Raw genomic sequence first — 23,697 nt, 5'->3', positions numbered from 1 at the left:
AAGGAGCGGCTCCGGCTGGTCTTCAAGATGCGACCCGAGGATGCAGCCGATTACCTCGACGAGTGGATCGACCAGGCCAGCCACAGCGACATCGCACCCATGGCAGAACTCGCCGAACGCATCACCAGACACCGCACCCGGATCCTGGCCGCGATCGAACATGACATGTCCAACGGCCCCGTCGAGTCGGTCAACACCAAGATCCGACTCCTGACCCGGATCGCGTTCGGCTACAAAAACCCCGAGGCCCTCATCGCCTTGGCCATGCTCGCCCTCGGACCCCACCGACCCGCCCTGCCCGGCCGACCCTCCTAACCCACACATGAGTCAGGGGAGCCAAAGTTTCGGGCGGGTCAACGTGTTTTTGGTCAGTTCCGGGCGGGAGTACGAGCGCAGCGAGTACTCCCAATGGAGGGACGAAGTCCCTCCACGGTCAGCGTTATCCAGAGGCGCGGGCGGTGAGGCCGGTGGGGCCGCCGGGTGCGCCGTGGCACTGCTTGAACTTCTTGCCCGAGCCGCAGGGGCACTTGGCGTTGCGGCCGACCCCGGCGAACTCGTCGTCGGCGTTGGTCGCCGTGGTGCCCTTGACCTCGACCTGGCCGTCCTCGCTGGGTGCGGAGTAGGACAGGTTGGCCGGGGCGGCGGGCCGCTCGAGACCCTTGGCCCGGATCGTCGGGGCGTGCTGCTGGACGGTCCCCTCGGGCTGCAGGAGCGGCTCGTAGACCTCGTCGTCCTCGTGGACGTGGTCGTGACCGGCGTGGTCGTCGTCCTCGACCTGGACCTCGAGGTTGAACAGGAAGCCGACAGCCTCCTCCTTGATGACGTCCATCATCGCGGCGAACATGTCGAAGCCCTCGCGCTGGTACTCCACGAGGGGGTCGCGCTGCGAGTAGGCCCGCAGGTAGATGCCCTCGCGCAGGTAGTCCATCTCGTAGAGGTGCTCACGCCACTTGCGGTCGAGCACGGAGAGCAGCACGCGGCGCTCCAGCTCCCGCATGACCTCCTCGCCCACCTCGGCCTCGCGGGCGTCGTAGGCGGCGTGGACGTCCTTCTTGAGCAGGTCGATCATCTCGTCGCGGTGCAGGTTGCCCCGCCCGCCGGCGTCTTCCTCGAGCTTCTCGAAGTCGACCGAGAGCGGCCAGATCTGGCCCAGGTCGGTGCGCAGCTGGTCGAGGTCCCACTCCTCGCCGAACTCCGCCAGCGAGCCGTTGACGTAGCCGGTGACGACGTCGTCGATGAAGGTGCGGATCTGCTCCTCGAGGTCGGCGCCCTCGAGCACCTCGCGGCGCTCGCCGTAGATCACCTGGCGCTGACGGTCCATCACGTCGTCGTACTTGAGGACGTTCTTGCGGGACTCGAAGTTCTGCGACTCGACCTGACCCTGGGCGTTGGCGATCGCGCCGGTGACGCGCTTGTTCTCGATCGGTACGTCGTCGGGGATCTTGAGCATCTGCAGGACCCGGTCGACCCACTCGGACTTGAACAGCCGCATCAGCTCGTCCTCGAGGGACAGGTAGAAGCGGGACTCGCCCGGGTCGCCCTGACGGCCGGAACGACCGCGCAGCTGGTTGTCGATGCGTCGCGACTCGTGACGCTCGGTGCCGACGACGTAGAGGCCGCCGAGGTCGCGGACGGCGTCGTGCTGGAGCGCCACCTGCTTCTTGACCCGCTCGAGGGTCTCGGGCCAGGCCGCTTCGTACTGCTCGGAGGTCTCGCCGAGGGGCTCGAGACCCTTCTTGCGCAGCTCCTGGTCGGCGAGGAACTCCACCGAGCCGCCGAGCATGATGTCGGTGCCTCGACCGGCCATGTTGGTGGCGACCGTGACCGCGCCCTCGTGGCCGGCCATCGCGACGATCTTGGCCTCGTCGGCGTGGACCTTCGCGTTGAGGACGCTGTGGGGGATGCCGCGTCGCTTGAGCAGGTCGGACAGGTATTCGGACTTGGCGACCGAGACGGTGCCGACCAGGATCGGCTGGCCCTTGGCGTTGCGCTCCGCGATGTCGTCGGCGACCGCTTCGTACTTGGCCTCCTCGGTCCGGTAGACGAGGTCGGGCTGGTCGATGCGCGTCATCGGCTTGTTGGTCGGGATCGGCACGACGCCGAGCTTGTAGATCTTGTCGAACTCGGAGGCCTCGGTCATGGCCGTGCCGGTCATGCCCGAGAGCTTCTCGTAGAGGCGGAAGTAGTTCTGCAGGGTGACGGTCGCGAGCGTCTGGTACTCCTCGCGGACGGTCACGCCCTCCTTGGCCTCGATCGCCTGGTGCAGGCCGTCGTTGTAGCGGCGGCCCGACAGCATCCGGCCGGTGTGCTCGTCGACGATGAGCACCTCGCCCTCCATGACGACGTACTCCTTGTCGTTGCGGAAGAGCTCCTTGGCCTTGATCGAGTTGTTGAGGAAGGAGATCAGCGGGGTGTTGGCCGACTCGTAGAGGTTCTCGATGCCGAGGTGGTCCTCGACCTTGGTGATGCCGGGCTCGAGGACGGAGATGGTGCGCTTCTTCTCGTCGACCTCGTAGTCGACGTCCTTGACGAGGGTCTTGGCGATCTTGGAGAACTCGCCGTACCACTTCACCTCGTCCTGGGTCGGGCCGCTGATGATCAGCGGGGTCCGGGCCTCGTCGATGAGGATGGAGTCGACCTCGTCGACCACGGCGAAGTTGTGGCCGCGCTGGACGCACTCCTCGATCGAGCCCGCCATGTTGTCGCGCAGGTAGTCGAAGCCGAGCTCGTTGTTGGTGCCGTAGGTGATGTCGCAGCTGTAGGCCACACGACGCTCGTTGGGGCGCATCTCGGGGAGGATCACGCCGGTCGTGAGCCCGAGGAAGTGGTGGATGCGACCCATCCACTCGGCGTGGTACTTGGCGAGGTAGTCGTTGACCGTGACGACGTGGACGCCCTTGCCGGAGATCGCGTTGAGGTACGACGGCAGCGTGGCGACCAGCGTCTTGCCCTCACCGGTCTTCATCTCGGCGATGTTGCCGAGGTGGAGCGCCGCGCCGCCCATGATCTGGACGTCGTAGTGGCGCTGGCCGATCACGCGGTTGGCCGCCTCACGCACCGTGGCGAACGCCTCGGGCATCAGCTCGTCGAGGCTTTCGCCCTTCTCGTAGCGCGCCTTGAGCTCCCCGGTCATGCCCTGGAGCTCGGCGTCGCTCATGGCGACGAAGTCGTCCTCGATCGCGTTGACCGCTTTCGAGATGGTTTCGAGCTGCCGGAGGATCTTGCCTTCGCCGATGCGGAGAAGCTTGTCGAAGAGGACGGGCACGACGGGGTGACTCCTTGTGTTGACAGATTTGGGCCGTTGGAGCGGCGCTCACACTCTACCCAGCGGTCAGAAGGCACCTAAACCGCGAGTCGGGCAGCGAGGTCTCCGCGGGGCTCGACGACCACCTCGTCGAGGCCCAGCCACCCCGCCAGCTGCCGCAGCTCGGCTCCCAGCTCCGCCGCCGTGTCGGGCGGCGCGGAGGGCTCGGCGTGGGCGGCCTTGACCAGCAACCGGCCCGTACGACGGTCCGCCTTGAGGTCGACCCGCGCCACGATCCGCTCGCCCAGGAGGAAGGGCAGCACGTAGTAGCCGTGCACCCGTTTGTGGGCCGGCGTGTAGATCTCGATGCGGTAGTGGAAGTCGAAGAGCCGCTCGGTACGCTCCCGCTCCCAGACCACCGGGTCGAACGGGCTCAGCAGGGCGCGGGCACCCACCCGGCGGGGCAGCCGGGCGTCGCGGTGGAGGTAGCCCGGGCGTTTCCAGCCCTCGATCGAGACCGGCAGCAGCTCCCCGGACTCGACCAGGGTGGCGATCGCGGGGCGCACCTGGTCGATGTGCATGCGGTAGTAGTCCTGGAGGCAGCGGGCCGTCGCCACCCCGTGCGACCGCGCGGCCCGGCGTACGAGCTCGACGTGGGCGTCGTCAGGGGTGGGCGTGGGCCGGGCCAGCACCTCGGGCGGGATCACCCGCTCCGGCAGGTCGTAGAGGACCTCGAACTGCCCGTTGCGCCCGGCGATCGCCAGCTCACCGGCGGAGTAGAGGTAGTCGAGGACGTGGCGCGTGTTGGACCAGTTCCAGCCCCACTGCTCCTTGGTGCGCGGCAGGCCGTCGTCGAGGTCGCGGGAGGTGGCGGGGCCTCGGTCGCGGATCTCGGCGATCAGCGACGCCTCGAGCTCGGGACTGTTGTCGATGACGGTCCACTTGCCGCGCCGGACGCGGAAGGCGTCCATCCGGAACCGCATGAACGGCCAGAGCTCGACCGGCATGAACGCCTGGACGTGGGCCCAGTACTCGACCACCCGCCGCGGCCGCTTCTCCGCGGCCCGGCGGAGCAGGTCGACGTCGTAGGGGCCCATCCGGGAGTAGAGCGGCATGAAGTGGGCCCGCTGGAGCACGTTGACCGAGTCGACCTGGAGCACACCGGTGCGGCCGAGCGTGCGCTGGAAGGTCCGCATCGTCGGCACGGCGGGGCGCGGGTCGAGGAAGCCCTGCGCGGCCAGGGCGATGCGGCGGGCCTGTGACTGCGAGAGGGACTGGGTGGTCACGGCCGAACTCAACCACTCGCCACCGACGGACGGCGTCAGTCGTCGTCGTCGACGGTGCTCACGTCGTCGGGGTCGACCACGACCACCGTGTCGCCGGCGCGGATCTGGGCGCCCAGCTCGGCCAGCCAGTCGTCGTCGGTGATCTCGAAGCCGCGCCCGGCGAACTCGGCCTTCAGCCAGTTCTCGACGTCGGGCTCCCCCTCACGGAAGGCCTGCGCCGTCGCGTCGATCGCCTGCTGGGTCACGGTCTCGACGTACTCGGCCAGCTCGGCTTCGGAAGCGAATTCCATCTCGGAGTCCATCCACTGAACGCTACCCGGGCGGTCACGCACCACGGCGGTCACCCTCGGCGCCCATCCCACCGGGTCTCGACACGCCGGTCGCGAGCTCGTGCCTCGCTCGCGCGGCTGCTCGACCTTCGCTGCGCTCGTAGTCCTCGCGAGCTCGGACTACGGCAGCTCCAGCAGCTTCTCGCGCACGGCGTACATGACGGCCTCCATGCGGGAGTGCAGCTGGAGCTTCTCGAGGATGTTGCGCACGTGGTTCTTGACGGTGTTCTCGCTGATGTAGAGGCTCTTCGCGATGTCGCGGTTGTTGAGGCCCCGCGCCACCCAGCTGAGGACCTCGAGCTCGCGCTCGGTCAGGCGCAGACCGGGCATGTTGTCGCGCTCGGGGCGGGACATCTGCTTGAACTCGTCGATCAGCTTGACCGCCATCGACGGGCTGATCAGCGACTGGCCGTCGGCCACGACCCGGACGGCCTGGGCCACCTCGTCGATCGAGGAGTCCTTGAGCAGGTAGCCCGACGCGCCGCTCTTGACCGCCTCGTAGAGGTCGGCCTCCTCGTCGGAGACGGTGAGCATGATGATCTTGGCCGAGGGCACGGACTCCTTGATCGCCAGGCAGGCCTCGATGCCGGAGCGCTTGGGCATCCGGATGTCGAGCAGCACGACGTCGGGGGCCGCCGACTCGGCGAGGGTCGTGCCTTCGACGCCGTCACCGGCCTCGCCCACGACCTCGATGCCGGGCTCGACGCCGAGCAGCATGGTCAGACCACGACGGAACAGCTCCTGGTCGTCGACCACGAGCACGCGGATGGGTTCATCCTTCTCGGTCACCCGCGCATCATGGCACGTTCGGGTGGTGTCAGTGGCCTGTCGGCATAGACCGAGCAGGCCACTGACCGTGGCCCGTTCGGGTCATTCAGGCAGGAGGTCCAGCGAGATCACTCCGTAGTCGTAGCCCCGACGGCGGTAGACGACCGCCGGTCGGTCGCTCTCCTTGTCGACGAAGAGGAAGAAGTCGTGGCCGACCAGCTCCATCTCGTAGAGGGCCTGGTCGAGGGTCATCGGGGACGCGGGGTGGGTCTTCTCGCGCACCACCAGAGGACCGTCGCCGGTGACCGAGATCGGTCCGACCTTGCGCTCGGTGACGGTCTCGTCATCGGCTACCTCGTCGCCGTCCCCGAGGAGCGGCATGCCCGCGAGCGCCTCGCCCACCGACGGCGGCGTACGACGGCCACGATGCACGCGTCGCCGGTCGGCGGCGCGCCTCATCTGGGCGGCCATCTTGTCGAGCGCGAGGTCGAGGGCGCCCATCTTGTCGTCGGCGGCCGCCTCGGCCCGGATGACCGGGCCCTTCGAGAACGCCGTCAGCTCGACGTGTACGCCGCGTTCCTGCTGGCGGGGGTTGGGCTCTGCGTCGACCTCGACGTGGACCCGGATGATGCGGTGGTCGTGCTTCTCCAGCTTGCTCAGCTTCTCGTTGGCGTGTGCGCGGAATCCCTCCGACAGCTCACAGTGCCGACCCGTGACCACAACTTCCATGTTGAACCTCCCGTTGCACAGTTGGTTTTCTCGATCCACGTGCATGAAGTCCGTCCGGCCGACCTGGTCTTCGACCCCACAACCGCCTGCTGAGGCTCTCGCAGCTTGAATGCCACTACTGACCTTCTCCCACCGGCTCGCGCATCTGACGCGAGGGGCGAGGCAGGACTTACTTCTAAGCCGCACCGTGATCGGCGTGCCCGGGCGGACCCGGCCAGCGCCTTACGTGGGCCGTTTTGCCTGCGACTGGCATCGGCTAGCCGTCCCGGCACTGCCTGGACGACGCAACCACGGACCCGGACGGACTCCATATAGAGACGTTAGTCCGTGCCCTGGTGGCGCGAAAGGCTGGGCCGGATTATGGCCCTGAAGTTTCGCTGTGGATGTCGCCGGGTCCGCTCCCCCAGCGTCTGCGGGTCGCCGCCACCGCCGCGATGCCGTGCACCGTGAGGCCGACGGCCTCCAGCGCCCGCTGGGCCTCGCGGGCCGTGGCACCGGTGGTGAGCACGTCGTCGCACACCACGAGCCGCGCTCGCGGGCGTCTCCGGGCGAGCCGGCGCAGCGCCGGCCCGGGGCAGGTCATCGACCCCTGGAGGTTGGCGGCCCGGGCCGCGGCGTCCAGCCCGGCCTGGTCAACGACGCCCGGTCGCAGCGTCAGCAGCCGGTGTACGACGACGTCGTGGCCGGCGGCCACCAGGTGGCCTGCGGCCAGGCGGGCGAGCGTGTGGGTCGGGTCGTGGCCGCGGGCGCGCACCGACGAGCGTCGTGAGGGCACCGGGACCAGGACGAGCGGGCCACGCACGTCGTACGCCGCGGCGGCGACGGCGACCGCGAGCAGCTCACCGAGCGGCCGGGCCAGCGCCAGCATCCGGCGCTCCTTGAGGCCCAGCACCATCGCGCGGGGCAGGCCGTCGTAGTCGGCGGTCGCGAGCGGGGTCGCCAATCCTGGCGGGGTCGGCACCGGCCAGGCCAGCCGGGCCGTGCGCGGCAGCGTCGAGCGGCATGGCGGACACACCAGCCGGCCCGGCCGGTCGCAGCCGACGCACCTGCTGCCGAGCAGCAGGTCGCCGAGGGCGTCACGGAAGGACATGGATCGTCATCGCACCAGGGGCGGGCGCGCCGGGCAACCGCGCCCTCGGCCGCCTGTGGATCCAGGCTCAGCCCACGTAGTCGATCGAAGCCACCCTCGCCTCGAACGGGACCAGGGCACCCGTGGCGAGGTCGACCAGGGCGTCGCGGGTGACGGCGTACTGCCGGGCGTCCTCGACCGGCGAGCCGGCGAGCCCGACGACACGGGCCGAGATGGTCGTGGACAGGGCCTCGGCCCCGGCGGGAGCGCCGTCGACCGCGACCGTGCGCACCTCGAAGAGCTCGCCCGGGACCACCTGGCTGAGCAGCGCGATCGAGGTCGGCGACGTCCAGGCGATGTCGGTCACGCGCAGCGGCTCGGTGTCGCGGAAGGTGACCGTGCGGACGGCGACCGCGCGGCGTACGCGCCCCTGGAAGTCGACCTCGATCCGGCCGACCCGCAGGCCGTCGACGCCGTTGGTGCGTACGACGGCGACGAAGCGGGTGCCGTCGCGCGAGACCAGGAACGAGCGGACGTCCTCACCGGAGACGTCGGGCACCGTGAGGGACCGGAGCCGGCCACCCTCACGGATGCTGACCCGTGCCCCGGCAGCCGTGCGGTCGACCAGCCACAACCGGTCGGTGAAGTCCCAGGCCGGCGGCAGCAGGTCGGTGGCACCGGAGACGACCTGCTCGACACCGTCGGCCGGCTCGTCCGCGAGGTCGGTGCGCACCGGCGCCAGGAGTACGGCGGTGCCGTCGCTGGAGATGCCCGCCGCCGAGCTGGCCGACAGGTTGACCGACACCGAGCGCAGGCCGTAGCCGTCGAGGCCGAGCGGGCCGTCCGCGGTCGAGAGGGTCTCCGGCTCGCCGGAGAACAGCAGGCCGCCGCGCAGCCCGTAGAGGAGCTGGCTGGCCTGGTAACCGGTGGGGTCGTACTGCGGCGCGTCGTCGACCCCGAACTCGCTCGCCCCGCCCGGGAGCCGGACCTGCTCGTCGCCGACCGTGAGCCTGAGGGCCTGGATGGTGGGCTCCTGGCGCAGCGTCCACGCGAGCTGGGCCAGCATCTTCTCGACGACCTCGGCGTTCTGCTGGCCGGCCTCCCCGACCAGCCGGACGTCGGCGACCCCGTTGGAGACCGGCACGGACAGCCCGACGGTGAGGTCGGGTGGCAGGAAGCTGCGCGAGACCCCGGCCAGGTCCGGGCCGGGCCCGGCCAGCAGGCCGTCGATCAGCGTCGTCGCCAGCTGCTTGTCGCGCGGCACGAAGACGGGCTCGGGCACCAGGATCTGGGCGGTGCGGTCGAAGAAGTAGAGCGAGACCTGGCGGAAGCGCTGCGCGAACCACGACGCGGGCACGATCAGCGCGTCGGGAGCATCGGCGATGCGGTACTCACCGTTCTCGATCACCATCGGGAACTCCAGCACCTGCTGGTCCTCCGGGAGCGGCCCCTGCCAGGCACCCTCCGCGTCGAGCGACTCCGCGTCTCCGAGCGTGACCATCACCTGGGCGCCCTCGACCCGGGGGGTGCTCGAGTCGGTGTAGGTGATGGTCGCGGCGTCCGGGTCCCAGGAGGGCTGGGCGTCGCGGGCGAGGTACTGGCGGGCGGTGCTGGTCTGCACGGGGTAGGCCGTCATCGCCTCCAGGAAGCCGTTGACGATCCCGTTGGGGAGGTCGCCCGGTCGCGGGGGCACGGCGTCGATGGCCGCGGCCTGCGGCTCCTCGACGTCGCTCGGTGGCTGCGTCTCCACCACCGGGCCGCTCTCGGGCAGCCGCACACAGCCGGACAGGGTCGCGGTCATCAGCACCGCGACGGCCCCGGCGACGAGACGGCGTACGGCGCTCATCGCGTCACCTCGGCCACGGGCTCGTCGGCGTCGGCCGGGACCAGGGGAAGCGGGCTGTGCCGCAGCGGCTCGCCGGCCCTGCGGGGCAGCGTGAGCCGGAACTGCGCACCGCGGCCCGGGCGGCCCCAGGCCTGAAGCCAGCCACCGTGGAGGTGCGTGTCCTCGAGGGCGATCGAGAGCCCGAGGCCGGTGCCGCCACTGGTGCGCGCCCGGGCCGGGTCGGCGCGCCAGAAGCGGTTGAAGACCATGGCCGACTCCCCCGGGGCCAGCCCCACGCCGTAGTCGCGCACGGCGATCGCGGCCGCCTGGTCGTCACACGCGAGCAGCACCTTGATCTCGTCGCCGAGACGGGTGTCGGCGTGGTCGATGGCGTTGGTGACCAGGTTGCGCATGATCCGCTCGACCCGGCGTACGTCGGCCTCGGCCAGGCACGGGTTGGCCGGCGGCTCGATGACGACGCGTACGCCGCGCTGCTCGGCGAGCGCCCGCGTGGAGTCGACGACCCGGTGGGCGACGTCGAGCAGGTTGATGTCGTCCGCCTCGAGCACGGCCGCGCCGGCGTCGAAGCGGCTGATCTCGAGCAGGTCGGCCAGCAGCACCTCGAACCGGTCGAGCTCGACCTGGAGCAGCTCCGCGGCCCGCGCGGTCACCGGGTCGAAGGACGCCCTGGCGTCGTGGAGCACGTCGCCGGCCATCCGCACCGTCGTGAGCGGGGTGCGCAGCTCGTGGGAGACATCGGAGACGAAGCGCCGCTGGACCCGGCTCAGCTCCTCGAGCTGGCGGATCTGGCGCTGCAGGTTGCTGGCCATCTGGTTGAACGACGTGGCGAGGCGGGCGAGGTCGTCCTCGCCGGAGACCCGCAGCCGCTCCTGGAGACGTCCGGCCGCGAGCCGTTCGGCGACGCGGCGGGCCATCCGGATCGGGGTGACCACCTGGCGTGCGACCAGCCAGGTGATGCCGGCGACCAGCACCAGCAGCGCGATGGCGGCGGTGAGCAGCGCCCGGGTCACCAGCGCCAGCGTCTCCCGCTCCTCGTCGAGGGGGAACAGGAAGTAGAACGTGTAGGTCTTGCCGTCGGAGGGCAGCACGACCTGGCTGCCGACCACGATGCCCGGTTCCTCGGCGACCTCGTCACCGAGCGGGTTGGTGACGATCTTCGTGTAGGTCCACGACATCGGCGCGGTCTCCTCGAACTGCCCCTGGAGCGAGTCGGGGACGCTGACCAGGTCCAGGCCGGGGGTGTACTCCGGCCCACCGTCGGAGAGCCGCGCGCCGTCGCCGGCCGGGACGCCGAGGACCACGCTGAAGCCGCGGGTCTCCCCGCGGGCGATGATCTGGTCGGCCAGCTCACGCTGCTGGCGGCCGGCGTTGACCTCGGTGCCGGACGCCGCCTCGAGCCGGGTGCGGGCCTCGTCGGTCGTGGCGTCCGCCTCCGCGAGCACGGCGTCGACCCGGTGGTCCAGCAGGCCGTCCTTGGTGGACGTGAGCAGGAACCAGCCGACCCCGCTGATCACCAGGGACGACAGCACGAGGGTGCTGGCCACCACGCGCGCCTGGATCGAGCGGCGCCAGAACGTCAGGGCCCGCCGTACTCCGGGAGGAAGGCCAACGCGGGCCATGACGCTCAGCTGTTTCCGGCCTTGTACCCGACGCCGCGCACGGTCACCACGATCTCCGGGTGCTCAGGGTCGTGCTCGACCTTGGAGCGCAGCCGCTGGACGTGCACGTTGACCAGGCGGGTGTCGGCGGCGTGGCGATAGCCCCACACCTGCTCGAGCAGCACCTCGCGCGTGAACACCTGCCACGGCTTGCGGGCCAGGCACAGCAGCAGGTCGAACTCCAGGGGCGTCAGGTTGATCGGCTCGCCGGCGCGGCTCACCGCGTGGCCCGCGACGTCGATGCTGAGGTCGCCGATCGTGAGCGACTCGACCGACGAGGCGTCGAAGCGGCGCACCCGCGCGCGGATCCGGGCGACGAGCTCCTTGGGCTTGAACGGCTTGACGACGTAGTCGTCGGCGCCGGACTCGAGGCCCACGACGACGTCGACGGTGTCGCCCTTGGCGGTCAGCATCACAATGGGGACGCCGGACTCCGCCCGGATCTCCTTGCACACGTCGATGCCGTCCTTGCCGGGCAGCATCAGGTCGAGCAGCACGACGTCGGGCCGGTAGTCACGGAACTCCTCGATCGCGAGGTCACCGCGCCCGCACATCCGGCTGTCGAAGCCCTCCTGGCGCAGCACGATGGTCAGCATCTCCGCCAAGGAGGCGTCGTCGTCGACGACGAGCACCCGCCCCTTGGGCGTGAGGCTGCTCGCGGTCCCCACCTGTGTCATGACGTCCATAGTGCCACCCGCCCTCCTTCATGAGCCCGCCCCCGGACCCGGGTGGGGTCAGGGGGCGGGAACGTGCTCGGCCTCGGAAGGCTCAGTAGCGGTACTGGTCGGACTTGTAGGGACCGTTGACGTCGACCCCGAGGTAGGAGGCCTGGTCGTCGGAGAGGGTGGTGAGCCGCACGCCGAGCGCGTCGAGGTGCAGGCGGGCCACCTCCTCGTCGAGGTGCTTGGGCAGCACGTAGACGCCGACGGGGTAGTCCTGCGGCTTGGTGAAGATCTCGATCTGGGCCAGGACCTGGTTGGTGAACGAGTTCGACATGACGAACGACGGGTGGCCGGTCGCGTTGCCGAGGTTCATCAGGCGACCCTCGGAGAGCACGATGATCGCGTTGCCAGCCGGGAAGGTCCAGACGTCGACCTGGGGCTTGACGTTCTTGCGGACCGCCACGCCGTCGGCCTCGAGGCCCGCCATGTCGATCTCGTTGTCGAAGTGGCCGATGTTGCCGAGGATCGCGTTGTGGCGCATCTTCGACATCTGCTCGACGGTGACGACGTCCTTGTTGCCGGTCGCCGTGATGATGATGTCGGCGACGTCGAGGACGTCGTCGAGGGTGGCGACCTGGTAGCCGTCCATCGCCGCCTGGAGCGCGCAGATCGGGTCGATCTCGGTGACGATGACGCGGGCGCCCTGGCCACGCAGCGACTCCGCGCAGCCCTTGCCGACGTCGCCGTAGCCACAGACGACCGCGACCTTGCCGCCGATGAGGACGTCGGTGGCGCGGTTGATGCCGTCGATGAGCGAGTGGCGGCAGCCGTACTTGTTGTCGAACTTCGACTTGGTGACGGAGTCGTTGACGTTGATGGCGGGGAAGAGCAGCGAGCCCTCCTTCATCATGTCGTAGAGCCGCAGGACGCCCGTGGTGGTCTCCTCGGTGACGCCCTTGATCTCGCCGGCGATCTGCGTCCAGCGGTCCTTGCTCTCGGCGAGCGAGGCGTTGAGGACGTCGAAGACGACCTTCTGCTCGACGGACTTGGCCGTGGCCGGGTCGGGGGCGACACCGGTCTTCTCGGCCTCGACGCCCAGGTGGACGAGCATCGTGGCGTCGCCACCGTCGTCCAGGATCATGTTGGCGAACTTGCCCTCAGGCCACATCAGGATCTGCTGGGTGCACCACCAGTACTCCTCCAGCGACTCGCCCTTCCAGGCGAAGACCGGGACACCCGACGGGTTGTCGGCGGTGCCCTCCGGGCCGACCGCGATGGCGGCGGCAGCGTGGTCCTGGGTGGAGAAGATGTTGCACGACGCCCAGCGCACCTCGGCGCCGAGAGCGGTCAGCGTCTCGATCAGCACCGCGGTCTGGATCGTCATGTGCAGGGAGCCCGCGATCCGGGCGCCGGCCAGCGGCTTGGAGTCGCCGTAGCGCTCGCGCATCGCCATGAGGCCGGGCATCTCGTGCTCGGCCAGCTGGATCTCGGTACGACCGAAGTCGGCCAGAGAGAGGTCGGCAACCTTGTAGTCCATGCATGCTCCTGAGTCCGGCGGTTGGGCGTGAGAGCAAGGCTAGAACGGGTTCCCGCGGAACAGAGAATCCTCGCGACCCCCCTGAGCGGTCTCTTGAAGTGAGGGTGTAAAGGGCCGGATCGGCTCAGCCTGGCTCAGCCTGCCTGGTGCTCGGAGGCGTCCGCGGACTTGTCGTGACCCTTGCCGTGGCCGAAGGGCAGGAAGTGCATGACCACCACGACGACCGCGCCCACGAGCACGCCGGCGACCGCCGAGAGGGAGGTGTTGACCAGCCAGCCGAGGGTGGAGCCGAAGGCGCCCGTCGCGTGGTGGACGTCCTCCTCGAGGTGGTGCACCCAGGAGTACGGCGCATGCCAGCCGAGGTCGTCGGCGCCGACGAGCAGGATGTGCCCACCGACCCAGAGCATCGCGACCGTGCCGACCAGCGAGATCGTGGCGAGCAGCCCGGGCATGGCGCGGACGAGCCCGTGGCCGAACCGCTGCGCGGCGGCGGAGCTGCGCTGGGTCAGCGCGAGACCGGCGTCGTCCATCTTCACGATCAGCGCGACGATGCCGTACACGACGACGGTGATCAGGATGGCGACGACGACCAGGATCACCGCGCGCGACACGAACGGCTCGTCGGCCACCTCGTTGAGCGAGATCACCATGATCTCGGCCGACAGGATCAGGTCGGTGCGGATGGCGCCGGAGACCATGGTCTTCTCGGCGTCGGCGTCGAAGTTGGTGGTCTGCTGCTCCTCCGGATGGTGCCCGGAGAGGCGTTCCCAGACCTTCTCGGCGCCCTCGTAGCAGAGGAACGTGCCGCCGAGCATCAGGATCGGCGTGAGCAGCCCCGGCAGGAACTGGCTGAGCAGCAGGGCCGCGGGCAGGATGATCAGCAGCTTGTTGCGGATGGACCCGATCGCGATCCGCTTGATCATGGGCAGCTCGCGCTTGGCGGCGACGCCCTGGACGTACTGCGGGGTCACGGCGGTGTCGTCGACGACGACGCCGGCGGCCTTCATGCTGGCCCGGCCGGCCGCGGCCGAGACGTCGTCGACGGAGGCCGCCGCGAGTCGTGCCATCGCCGCGACGTCGTCGAGGAGGGCGAAGAGGCCGCCGCTCACTGTGCCCCCGCCTGGGCGGCTCCGGTCGTCATGGGGGTCAGCCTACTGAGGCACCGGGTGGGCTCAGGTCCCCGGTGGCGAGGGGGTCGGCGGCGGCAACGGGCTCCCGTCGGGGCGCTCCTCCGCGAGCTGGTCGACGAGCTGGTCGAGCACCGGCGCATCGTGGTCCTCGTGCGCCACGACCGTGACCCCCAGGTCGACGGCGTGCCGGGCGTGACGCTCCGCGTAGCCGAACGGGTCGACCAGGACCCCCAGCCGCGCCGCCACGGGCGGCCAGGCAAGGAGCAGCGAGAGGCCGATGGAGACAAGAGTGGTGGACAACAGGCCCGCCACCAGATGGTCTTCGGCCCAGTCCGGGAACCCTGCGTAGAGCGCGCTCTTGACGAAGAAGCCGTGGAACAGGTAGACGACGAGGGTGGCCGCGCCCATCCGCGCGAACCAGCCAGGGACCCGCGGGACCAGGGCCAGGAACGACATGGCGGCAACGCCTCCGACCACGAGCAGGCCACCACGGATGAGGATGGCCTCGACATCCGAGTCGCCAAGCGTGTCGTAGCGGGCGCGGTAGTAGAGCCACTCCGTCGACACCCGGGTCTCGGTGACCCAGGTGAGCGCGACCACGCCGCCGAACACGACGACCGCACCGACCCGGAGCGGCGTACGCCTCAGCAGCTCGAGTCGCTCAGGCGTGGCCTTGAGCCCGAGCACGAAGAACGGAAGAAGCCCGCAGATGCGCGCGATGTCGAACGTGTCACCCGCCCATAGCCCGGCACCCAGGCTGATCGCCACGGCCACGACGACGCCCCCTGGGAGCGGACGGAAGACCGGGGTGACCAGGCGCCAGAAGAACAGCGCGGAGAGGTACCAGAGCGGCCAGTGCGGGTCGAGGAAGAGGTCTGCCATCTCCTCACCGCCGACGTAGACCCGGAAGAGCGCGATCGCGCACTCGAAGATCACGTAGGGCACCGCCACCGTGCGGACCAGCTGCCACAGGCGGGTGGAGGTCCACTCGAAGGAGCGCGAGAGGTAGCCGGTGACGAACACGAACGCCGGCACGTGCCACAGGTAGAGGAAGTCGTAGAGGTGGTCGACCACCGGCTGGTTCGGCAGCAGGGTCCAGGCGTGCCCCACGACCACCAAGGTCACGAGGGTCATCTTTGCGTTGTCGAACCAGGCGTCCCGAGTCGCCATGGGGCGTGCCTCCCCTACCCCTCGATCAGGCCGAGGCGGAGGTACTCGGAGGCATAGGTCCCGCTGAGCAGCAGCGACGCGTAGCGCGCCACCTCGCAGCCGGCCTCGCTCGACACCGTCTCGACGCGCACGCCCCGCTGGTCGGCGGCGGCCCGGAGCCGGCCGCGGTGCTCCCGGAGGACGATGTCGTCGGCGCCGTCGTCGAGCACCAGCAGCATCGGCCGCAGCTCGCCGCCGTCGTCGGAGAACGGGTCGTCGAAGACGTCGCGCGGTCGCGCCGCCTCGATCACGGGCAACAGGTGCTCGGCGTCGCCGGCCAGCGCGGTCCGGCCGCTGGCGCGGCGGATCGACTCCGCCACCCGCCGGGCCGCGCGCGCGGCCAGCACCGAGCCGCCCCACACGAGCGGGTTGGCGTCGGCGAGCGCGATCGCCAGCATCTTGGCCGGGTTGACCGCGAGGTCGCGGTGCGGGGAGCAGGCCGTGGCCACCGCGTCGAGCGACTCGGCGACCTCCTCGGGCGGGGCGCTGGGGCCCAGACCGATCTGGTGCAGGTAGGTCAGCATCACGACCGCGGTCGCGAGCTGGTCGCTGGTGGTCGTCGGCAGGATCGTGCTCCACCGGCCCGCGGCGTGCTCGGCCACGATCGAGCCCGGCGGGCAGGCAGCGACGACCTGGCAGCCCCGGCGTACGGCCTCGGCCACGGCGGAGGCGGTGCCGGTGTCACCACCGTCGGGAGCGAGTACGACGACCAGGTCGAGGCTGCCGGCCCAACCCGGGAGGGCCTGTCCCGGCCACGCCACGAACGGCACCGGGCACCACGGCTCGAGGACGGCGCGCAGCAGCCGGGAGTCGGGGCCGGCGGCGATCACGGCACGGGGCCGCGCCTGCTCCTGGCTGCGGGCGACGACCTCGGCGATCGCCTGGTCGGCGTCGCCCGCCTCCCGGCGTACCCGCGCGCCCGACTCGGCCAGCGTGCGCAGCCGCAGGTCGGCAGCGCCGAGCGCCAACTCGTCGTCGAGCCGGGACTCGTCGAACCAGGACACGACGCTCAGCCCGGCTTGCGGGCTTCGTCGACGAGCATCACGGGGATGTTGTCGCGGATCGGGTAGGCCAACCCACAGCCCTGGCACACGAGCTCGGGGCTGTCAGTGTCGTCGCCGACCAGCTCGAGGTCGGTGTGGCAGGCCGGACAGACGATGATCTCCAGCAGGGTGGGATCCAGGTCCATCTTCGACTCCTTCTCGTTCGCGTTCATCGGGTGCTCCTGATGCGGGCGAGGACCTCGTCGCGCAGGCGCACCATGGTGGCCTCGTCCTTGCCCTCGGCGTTGAGCCGCAGCAGCGGCTCGGTGTTGGAGGGTCGCACGTTGAAGCTCCAGTCGGCGTGGCTCACCGACAGCCCGTCGAGCCGGTCGGTGGTCACCCCGTCCTGGCCGCCGTACTGCGCCTCGAGCGCGTCGACGACGCCGGCCTGGTCGGCCACCTCGGAGTTGATCTCGCCGCTGACCGGGTAGCGCTCGTACTGCGCCATCAGCTGCGACAGCGTCTGGTCGGTGCCGGCCAGCGCCGCCAGCGCGTGGAGCGCGGCGAGCATGCCGGAGTCGGCGCGCCAGAAGTCACGGAAGTAGAAGTGGCCGCTGTGCTCGCCGCCGAAGATCGCGTCGGTCTCGGCCATCGTGGCCTTGATGTAGGAGTGGCCGACCCGGGTGCGGACCGGGTTGCCGCCGAGCTCGCGGACGATCTCGGGCACGGCCCGGCTGGTGATCAGGTTGTGGATGATCGTCGAGCCCGGCTCCTTGGCCAGCTCGCGCGCCGCGATCAGCGCGGTCAGCGTCGAGGGCGAGACCGAGCGGCCGTTCTCGTCGACCAGGAAGCAGCGGTCGGCGTCGCCGTCGAAGGCCAGCCCGATGTCGGCGCCGGTCTCGAGGACCTTGGCCTTGAGGTCGGCCAGGTTCTCGTCCTCGATCGGGTTGGCCTCGTGGTTGGGGAACGACCCGTCGAGCTCGAAGTACATCGGGACCAGCTCGACCCGGTCGGCGCCGAGCAGCCCGAAGACGGCCGGCGCGGTGTGGCCGGCCATCCCGTTGCCGGCGTCGGCGACGACCTTGAGCGTGCGGCCCGCGACCGGGGCGAGCGAGAGCAGGTGAGCCGCATAGGCCTGGAGTACGTTGGTCTCGCTCACCGAGCCGGTGCGCGCGGCCGGGGCGAAGTCGCCCGAGACGACGAGGTCGCGGATCTCGGCGAGCCCGGTGTCGGCACCGATCGGCCGCGCGCCGGTGCGGCACAGCTTGATGCCGTTGTACTGGGCCGGGTTGTGGCTCGCGGTGAACATGGCGCCCGGCAGGTCGAGGTGGCCCGACGCGAAGTAGAGCTGGTCGGTCGACGCCAGCCCGATCATCACGACGTCGGCACCGGCCTGGGTGGCGCCGTCGGCGAACGCGGCGGCCATGCCCGGGGAGCTAGGCCGCATGTCGTGACCGACCACGACCTGCGTCGTACCGACGACCTGGACGTAGGCCCGGCCGGTGGCCCGGGCGAGCTCCTCGTCGATCTGGTCGGGCACGGTCCCGCGGACGTCGTAGGCCTTGAAGATCGCGTGCACGTTGGCGGGATCGAGCGTGCCAGCAGAGGTGCCAGCAGTGGTGTCGGCCATGCGGCAGACCTTAGTCAGTCGGAGGTCAGCACTCGCAGGTGGCCACGTCGCGACGACTCGTGGCCGGTCTCGTCGGTGGGTGCTACGCGGGCGACCGGCACCGGTCGGGCGGCCTCGCGCACGGCGTCGGCCAGCGCCAGCAGGTCGTCGCCCGAGGGACCGGCGTCGACGGGGTCGCAGGCGAGCCGGATGACCTCCCAGCCGCGGGGGGCCGAGAGGCGCTCGCTGTGGATGGCGCACAGGTCGTAGGCGTGGGGCTCGGCGAACGTCGCGAGCGGGCCGAGGACGGCCGTCGACTCGGCGTAGACATACGTCAGGGTGTTGACCGCGGGGCGCCCACAAGGGGTCCGCGAACAGCGACGGGCGAGGCTCACGACGGTGACGGTACCCGCGTGCGGGCCCCCACCCGTTTAGGCTCGCGGCTGTGGAGGACAGGCACCGCACCCGAGATCGCCGCGGCCGGGGCATGCGCGGCCCCGCGGTGACCCCGCGCCGGCCCGGCAAGCCCGAGCGGCGTACCCAGCGCGAGCGCTTCGACGCACTGGTGCTCGGCATCGTCACCGACATCGACGAGCGCTGGTCCGACCGTCTGGGCCTCGTGGAGTACGCCGTCGAGGACACGCCGCTGATCCCCGACGACTGGAGCGGCAACGTGCCCCTGTCGTCGCTGGTGCGCGGCACCGGCACCCAGGCCACCCGGCTGGTGCTGTTCCGCCGCCCGATCGAGCACCGCTGCGAGACCCGCTCCGACCTGGAGGCGATGGTGCTCACGGTGGTCGTGGAGCAGGTGGCCGAGCTGCTCGGCATCGAGGCCGACGAGGTCGACCCGCGCTACGGGGAGTGACTTCGTCACTCCCTCGGGAGTCCGTTAGGGCCGGGACATACGAGCGTAGCGAGTACTCCCAATGGAAAGACGAAGTCTTTTCACAGACCGGGTCGGACGGAGCCGATCAGGCCGCTGGTGACCTGCTCGCGCAGCCGGATCACGGCGGCACCGTCGTCGTCGGCGACGACCACCGACCCGATGACGTCGGTACGCCGCGGGGTCACCGTGAGCAGGACCGCGCGCCTCGGTACGTCGACGACGTAGCCGCGACCGGCGACCACCTCGATCCGTTCGTCGGCGACGACCTCGCCGTCCGCCGTACGCGCCGTCACGGTCACGGTCCCGGCCTGGGTGGCTCCGGCCAGGACGACCTGCTTGTCGCCGGTGGGGGCGAGCACCGTGGTCGGCTGGGCGATCGGCGCGCCCGGCACCGCGTGGGAGAGGTCGCCGCCGGCGTAGGTGCGCACGGTCGCGGTGATCGGGGCCGGGGAGTCGACGAGCAGCCCGAGCGCTCCGTCGCCGGCGGCGCCACGCATCAGCTCGGTCAGCGACACCCGGGTGACGCTCTGCGGCGGCAGCACGACCTCCTCGAGGCCGGCGGGGCTGAAGACGGAGCGATCGGACACGACGCGCACGGTGGCCCGGGTCTCGTCGGTCCCGGGGTTGAGCAGCACGAGGGTGCGCAGCCCGGCGCCGGGTGCCATGCCGAGGAGCAGGTTGCTGGTGGCAGGCGCGTCCTGGGGGCGCAGCCAGTCCTCGGCCGCGCCGCCGGTGCCGAGCTGCTGGTAGCGGTCGCGCAGGCTGGCCGTGACACGACCGCGTGAGGTCGTGACGTGCAGGGCGAGCTCGTCGCGGCGCGGCACCAGCTCGGCCAGCGAGAGACGGACGGCACCGCGGCCGGGCACCGCGACGCCGCGCAGCTCGGGGGCGTCGACGACGCCGGAGACGCCGTAGAGGGTGGCGTCGACCACGGCCGGCCCGGCGTCGGGGTTGACCAGCTCGAGCACCGAGGTGTGCCGGGCGCCGGAGCCGAGCCCGGTGAACCACTGGTCGGGCGCCGGGGCGCGGCACTCGGCGGAGGCCAGCGGGGACTCGAAACGACCAGCGACCAGTCCGGGTGCCAGCTCGCCCTCGGCCCGGACGACCAGCGGGCCCTTGCCGCCGGTGACGGTCGTGACGCCGGTGGCCGTGACCTCCGCGGAGCCGTCCTGGTCACCCAGCAGGTAGTCGACGCCTCCTCCGGCGCCGTTGCTCGTGGCGAGCGCAGCTTCGGGCGCACCGCTGGGGCAGATCACGACCGAGCGGGTCAGCGCGGTCTCCTCGGGCGGGGTCGCGTCGGGGGTGGGTACGTCGGGTCGCACCAGCGCCAGCGCGGCGACGGTGAACAGCGGCAGGACGACGGACAGGACGGTCGTGACGTCGAGCCGGCGGCGGTTGCGCGACCGGCCGGCGGCCGGGGTGGTGTGGCTCATCGCCGCCTCCTGCGGGCCGTGGGGGCACAGAGCACCGCGACGACGACGATCGCCACCGCCTGGAGGACGAGCAGCCCGACGCGGAGCCACGAGCGAGGCCCGTCGACGGCGTCGGTGGCCAGCGGCCGGTCGACCTGCCAGGCCCGGGTCGTGCGCTCCTCGGCGCTGGCCTGCTGGAGCCCACCCGTCGCGTCCAGCGCCGCCAAGACGGCCCCGTCGGCCGGCGCCGGCAGCACGACGTACTCGATGCCCGACTCGGCCAGGGCGTCGACGACCCCCGTGGTCGGACGCGACAGGAGCGTGCGCACGACCTCGGTGAAGGCCGGGTCGGCGGTCGCGAGGGTGAGGACCTCGTCCTCACCGAGGGTCACGCCGTCACCGCGGCGCACGGTGTAGGTGAGCCCGTCGGCGACCGAGCCGCGCACGACGAGGATGCCGTGCTCCTGGCCGGTGACGGCGCTCTGGACCATGTAGGCGGGGATGTCGGCGTCCTCGGTGTCGGTGAGCTCGTCGTGGCCGCCGATCCCGAACCACACGATCCCGCCGAGCGGTACGACGGCAGCGGCGACGGCGACCGCGGCGACCAGCGGACGGGCCCGCGAGCCGCCGGACACGGCTGCGGCCAGTCCCTGGCCACCGAGGGTCGCGGCCGTGACGAAGGCACCCTGGAGGACCACGAGCAGGAAGCCGACCCCGAGCGTGGTCTCGGTCGCGTCGAGGGTCACGGTCACGTTGCCGAGTGCGGCGGCGAGGACCCCGGCCACCAGGGCGACGACCCAGCAGACCAGGACCGGGATCCGGGTGGCGCGCGGCACCAGCGCGAGGACGGCCGCGACGAGCACGATCATCCCGAGCCACCACGGGGCGCCCAGGTCGCCGAGCCGGCCGGTGAGCAGGTCGAGGGCGTCGGACGCGGGGGCCGGCAGCCGACCGATGTCGAGCAGCAGACCCTCGCTCGCGCCGTGGATGACCGACGGGAGCCACCAGGGGGCGAGCAGCACGGGCACCGTGAAGACCGCCGCGGCGGGAGGTCCCCAGGTGGAGCGGTCGCGCATGGCGCTGGGCACGATCGCGAACGCGGCGGCGACCACGACGAGGCCGACGCTCAGCCCGAACAGCCACGCCACCGGGGCGAAAGCAGTGGTCAGGGCGAGCAGCAGCGCGGTGCGCCAGCCGGCGCGCCACCGGCGGTCGGCCGACGGGTCGGCGAAGCCGAGGGCGGCGTGGGCGAGCCAGGGCAGCAGCACGGCGGTGACGACCGGGCCGAGGCGTCCGTCACCCCAGGCCCCGCTCGCCACGGGCACCAGCGCATAGGTGGTGGCGCCCCACAGCAGCACCCAGCGCGATGCGCCCCGCGTGGAGACCAGACGGCCGGTGACCCGCAGGAACCGCCAGGCGCCCCAGGCTCCCGCGGGAACCGCGAGCACGAGGAGCGCGGAGATCGTGAGGCTGGTGCCGAGCAACGAGGCGAGCAGCGCCAGGGGCAGGAGGTACGCCGGGGCGGGCACGGCGGTGCCCTGGCCGAGGGCGTGCCAGGTGTCGAGGTGCAGGCTCCACCAGGCGCCGGCCGAGGCGGGCACCGGCGACAGCCCGCCGCCGACGACGGAGCCGAAGGCGTCGCGCGCGCCGATCAGCGCGGCCACGACGAACAGCGCGAGCAGGACCGCGATCGGGCTGGTCAGGAACCGGGCGACGACGCCGGTGTCCTCGAAGCTCTCGTCGTCGTCATCGGCGACGGGTCGGCGGGCGGCCAGCGACGACGGGTCGCGCTCGATGGCCGCCGCACGGCGTCGCTCGGCGACGTCGGCGGCCTGGTTGGTCGCGGCCGCGGCAAGGTCGCTGACGAAGTCGAGGCCGTGCCGGTAGGGCAGCCAGGTGGGGGCGAGCAGCGCCCGCACCTCAGCAGGGTCGGCGACCTGGCGCCCCTGACGCTCGCGCCGCGCGGCGAGGATCTCGCGCGGGCTGGAGTAGAGCGACAACAGTGCGGCGAGGTCGTCGAGCGCCTCCCCGACCGAGCGGACCAGCAGGAACCCGATCATCCGCAGCAGCGTCCCGAACAGCAGCCGCACCCACTGGAACGGCAGGAAGCGGGCGCGGGTGTTGACCAGCAGCGTGTAGAGCGCGGCCCGGCGCTCCTGGTAGTGCGTGTGCCGCCCCGTGAGCGGCGTACGGCGGATCCCGCGGTGGGCGGCCTCGGCGTGGAACACCACGGCCTGCGGGACCACCAGCGTGGTGTGGCCGGCCGCGGCGGCGCGCCACCCGAAGTCGATGTCGTTGCCGAAGATCGGCAGCTGGTCGTCGAAGCCCCCCAGCTCCTCGAGCACGGTGCGGCGCACGAGCATGCCGGCCGTGTTGACGGCGAGCACCCGGCGTACGGCGTCGTGCTGGCCCTGGTCGTACTCGCCCCGCTCGAGTCCGGTCTCGCGCCGGCCGGTCCCGGAGATGGTGACGCCCACCTCGAGCAGGCGGCGCAGCGATGGCCACTCGCGCAGCGTCGGGCCGAGCACGTCGGCCTCGGGGTGGTCGACGGCGGCGGCGAGGAGGGCGGCGAGCGCGCCGGGCGCGGGGTTCGCGTCGTCGTGGAGGATCCACACCCACTCGACCGGCTCGCCCGCGGCGCGCAGGTGCTCGAGGCCGAGCTCGACCGCGGCCGGGAAGTGCGTGGTGCCCGGGGCCCGGAGGACGGCGCCGCCGGTCGGGGTGAGCGCCTGGTCCAGGAGGTCGGCGCTCGCGTCCTTGCTGGCGGTGTCGACGGCGACGGCGTGGTCGACGGGGCGGGTCTGGGCGGCCAGCCCCTCGAGCACGGTGGGCAGCCAGCGCGCGCCGTCGTGGCTGACGAGCAGCGCAGCTACAGAGGTCCCGGACACGGTCGGCCACACTAGCCGCGCCCTCAGAAGGGGCGAAAATGAAGGAACCCCGGCCACGGGGGCCGGGGTGATCCTTCGTGCGTCAGACTGCGCGCTTCTTCAGCTTGCGGCGCTCCCTCTCGGAGAGACCACCCCAGATGCCGAAACGCTCGTCATTGAACAACGCGGCCTCGAGACAGTCGTCTCGGACCTCACAGGTGAGACAGACCTTCTTGGCCTCTCTCGTCGACCCACCCTTCTCGGGGAAGAACGCCTCAGGATCGGTCTGCGCGCACAGCGCGCGGTCTTGCCAACCCGCATCCTCGGCATCCGGTTCGAGAAGAAACAGTTCTCTCACGGTTTACACCCTTTCGACCCAGCAACACCCCGAACAACACTGTGGGAATTACATGCCTGTCGTACACCGGAAGTCAAGCCCCGATCTGCTAAGGGGGCCGTCCGGGAGGCAACAG

The 23,697-nt window shown here is 71.2% G+C and carries 21 protein-coding genes; 2 read left to right on the top strand and 19 right to left on the bottom strand.

Annotated features, from left to right (window positions below; genetic code table 11):
* On the top strand, positions 1 to 315 hold a 315-nt coding region (locus BLR90_RS19660; RefSeq protein WP_143016280.1), incomplete at its 5' end, for a transposase.
* 124 nt (positions 316 to 439) lie between these two features.
* On the opposite strand, the gene secA is transcribed toward BLR90_RS19660, so the two are convergent.
* The 16 genes from secA to BLR90_RS19580 form a co-directional block, all read right to left on the bottom strand.
* Positions 440 to 3,265 (bottom strand): preprotein translocase subunit SecA, encoded by a 2,826-nt coding sequence (gene secA / locus BLR90_RS19655; protein ID WP_091026926.1) that lies wholly within the window; start codon positions 3,263 to 3,265, stop codon positions 440 to 442.
* Between the two features lie 77 nt (positions 3,266 to 3,342).
* Positions 3,343 to 4,530: a winged helix-turn-helix domain-containing protein gene (locus tag BLR90_RS19650; protein WP_245715422.1), complete on the bottom strand. Its 1,188-nt coding sequence runs from the start codon at positions 4,528 to 4,530 to the stop codon at positions 3,343 to 3,345.
* Between the two features lie 35 nt (positions 4,531 to 4,565).
* Complete coding sequence (locus tag BLR90_RS19645) at positions 4,566 to 4,832, bottom strand: hypothetical protein (protein WP_091026925.1); 267 nt, start codon at positions 4,830 to 4,832, stop codon at positions 4,566 to 4,568.
* 147 nt (positions 4,833 to 4,979) lie between these two features.
* A complete protein-coding gene (locus BLR90_RS19640) occupies positions 4,980 to 5,648 on the bottom strand; it encodes a response regulator (protein ID WP_091026924.1) in 669 nt (222 codons plus the stop codon).
* Positions 5,649 to 5,729: 81 nt separating this feature from the next.
* A complete protein-coding gene (gene hpf, locus BLR90_RS19635) occupies positions 5,730 to 6,356 on the bottom strand; it encodes a ribosome hibernation-promoting factor, HPF/YfiA family (RefSeq protein ID WP_091026923.1) in 627 nt (208 codons plus the stop codon).
* 358 nt (positions 6,357 to 6,714) lie between these two features.
* Positions 6,715 to 7,446, bottom strand: coding sequence for a ComF family protein (locus BLR90_RS19630; protein ID WP_091026922.1), 732 nt, complete (start codon positions 7,444 to 7,446; stop codon positions 6,715 to 6,717).
* Between the two features lie 67 nt (positions 7,447 to 7,513).
* Entirely contained in the window at positions 7,514 to 9,271 is a 1,758-nt protein-coding gene (locus BLR90_RS19625) for an LpqB family beta-propeller domain-containing protein (protein WP_091026921.1), read from the bottom strand.
* Positions 9,268 to 10,890, bottom strand: a complete 1,623-nt coding sequence (mtrB, locus tag BLR90_RS19620; RefSeq protein WP_091026920.1) for an MtrAB system histidine kinase MtrB — start codon at positions 10,888 to 10,890, stop codon at positions 9,268 to 9,270. Before mtrB ends, BLR90_RS19625 begins: the two co-directional genes overlap by 4 nt.
* 5 nt (positions 10,891 to 10,895) lie before the next feature.
* On the bottom strand, positions 10,896 to 11,615 hold the full coding sequence (gene mtrA, locus BLR90_RS19615) for an MtrAB system response regulator MtrA (protein ID WP_425433651.1): 720 nt from the start codon (positions 11,613 to 11,615) through the stop codon (positions 10,896 to 10,898).
* Between the two features lie 82 nt (positions 11,616 to 11,697).
* Positions 11,698 to 13,128 (bottom strand): adenosylhomocysteinase, encoded by a 1,431-nt coding sequence (ahcY, locus tag BLR90_RS19610; RefSeq protein ID WP_091026919.1) that lies wholly within the window; start codon positions 13,126 to 13,128, stop codon positions 11,698 to 11,700.
* Positions 13,129 to 13,262: 134 nt separating this feature from the next.
* Positions 13,263 to 14,237, bottom strand: a complete 975-nt coding sequence (locus BLR90_RS19605; protein ID WP_091026918.1) for a DUF808 domain-containing protein — start codon at positions 14,235 to 14,237, stop codon at positions 13,263 to 13,265.
* A gap of 63 nt (positions 14,238 to 14,300) precedes the next feature.
* Entirely contained in the window at positions 14,301 to 15,428 is a 1,128-nt protein-coding gene (locus tag BLR90_RS19600; RefSeq protein ID WP_091026917.1) for an acyltransferase family protein, read from the bottom strand.
* A gap of 14 nt (positions 15,429 to 15,442) precedes the next feature.
* Positions 15,443 to 16,471 (bottom strand): SIS domain-containing protein, encoded by a 1,029-nt coding sequence (locus BLR90_RS19595; protein ID WP_091026916.1) that lies wholly within the window; start codon positions 16,469 to 16,471, stop codon positions 15,443 to 15,445.
* Positions 16,472 to 16,476: 5 nt separating this feature from the next.
* Positions 16,477 to 16,683 carry a Trm112 family protein gene (locus tag BLR90_RS19590; RefSeq protein ID WP_245715421.1) on the bottom strand — a complete coding sequence of 69 codons (207 nt, stop codon included), beginning with the start codon at positions 16,681 to 16,683 and terminating at the stop codon, positions 16,477 to 16,479.
* The gene (locus BLR90_RS19585) at positions 16,680 to 18,080 is read right to left on the bottom strand and encodes a phosphomannomutase/phosphoglucomutase (protein WP_091026915.1); all 1,401 of its coding nucleotides are present in this window, start codon (positions 18,078 to 18,080) and stop codon (positions 16,680 to 16,682) included. Before BLR90_RS19585 ends, BLR90_RS19590 begins: the two co-directional genes overlap by 4 nt.
* 14 nt (positions 18,081 to 18,094) lie before the next feature.
* On the bottom strand, positions 18,095 to 18,454 hold the full coding sequence (locus tag BLR90_RS19580; protein ID WP_091026914.1) for a DUF3499 domain-containing protein: 360 nt from the start codon (positions 18,452 to 18,454) through the stop codon (positions 18,095 to 18,097).
* Positions 18,455 to 18,504: 50 nt separating this feature from the next.
* Between BLR90_RS19580 and BLR90_RS19575 the strand changes: the two genes are divergently transcribed.
* Positions 18,505 to 18,924 (top strand): metallopeptidase family protein, encoded by a 420-nt coding sequence (locus BLR90_RS19575; RefSeq protein ID WP_245715420.1) that lies wholly within the window; start codon positions 18,505 to 18,507, stop codon positions 18,922 to 18,924.
* 80 nt (positions 18,925 to 19,004) lie between these two features.
* Here the strand turns inward: BLR90_RS19575 and BLR90_RS19570 are convergent, their stop codons facing one another.
* The 3 genes from BLR90_RS19570 to BLR90_RS19560 form a co-directional block, all read right to left on the bottom strand.
* Entirely contained in the window at positions 19,005 to 20,378 is a 1,374-nt protein-coding gene (locus tag BLR90_RS19570) for a DUF5719 family protein (protein ID WP_091026912.1), read from the bottom strand.
* Positions 20,375 to 23,245, bottom strand: coding sequence for a glycosyltransferase family 2 protein (locus BLR90_RS19565; protein ID WP_143016279.1), 2,871 nt, complete (start codon positions 23,243 to 23,245; stop codon positions 20,375 to 20,377). Before BLR90_RS19565 ends, BLR90_RS19570 begins: the two co-directional genes overlap by 4 nt.
* Before the next feature lie 82 nt (positions 23,246 to 23,327).
* Entirely contained in the window at positions 23,328 to 23,582 is a 255-nt protein-coding gene (locus tag BLR90_RS19560; RefSeq protein WP_091026910.1) for a WhiB family transcriptional regulator, read from the bottom strand.
* Positions 23,583 to 23,697: the final 115 nt, after the last annotated feature.

The organism is Nocardioides szechwanensis, assembly GCF_900103935.1.
Lineage (GTDB): Bacteria > Actinomycetota > Actinomycetes > Propionibacteriales > Nocardioidaceae > Nocardioides > Nocardioides szechwanensis.
The sequence above is the reverse complement of the archived record's forward strand: the minus strand, read 5'-3'. Positions and strand labels throughout refer to the sequence as shown.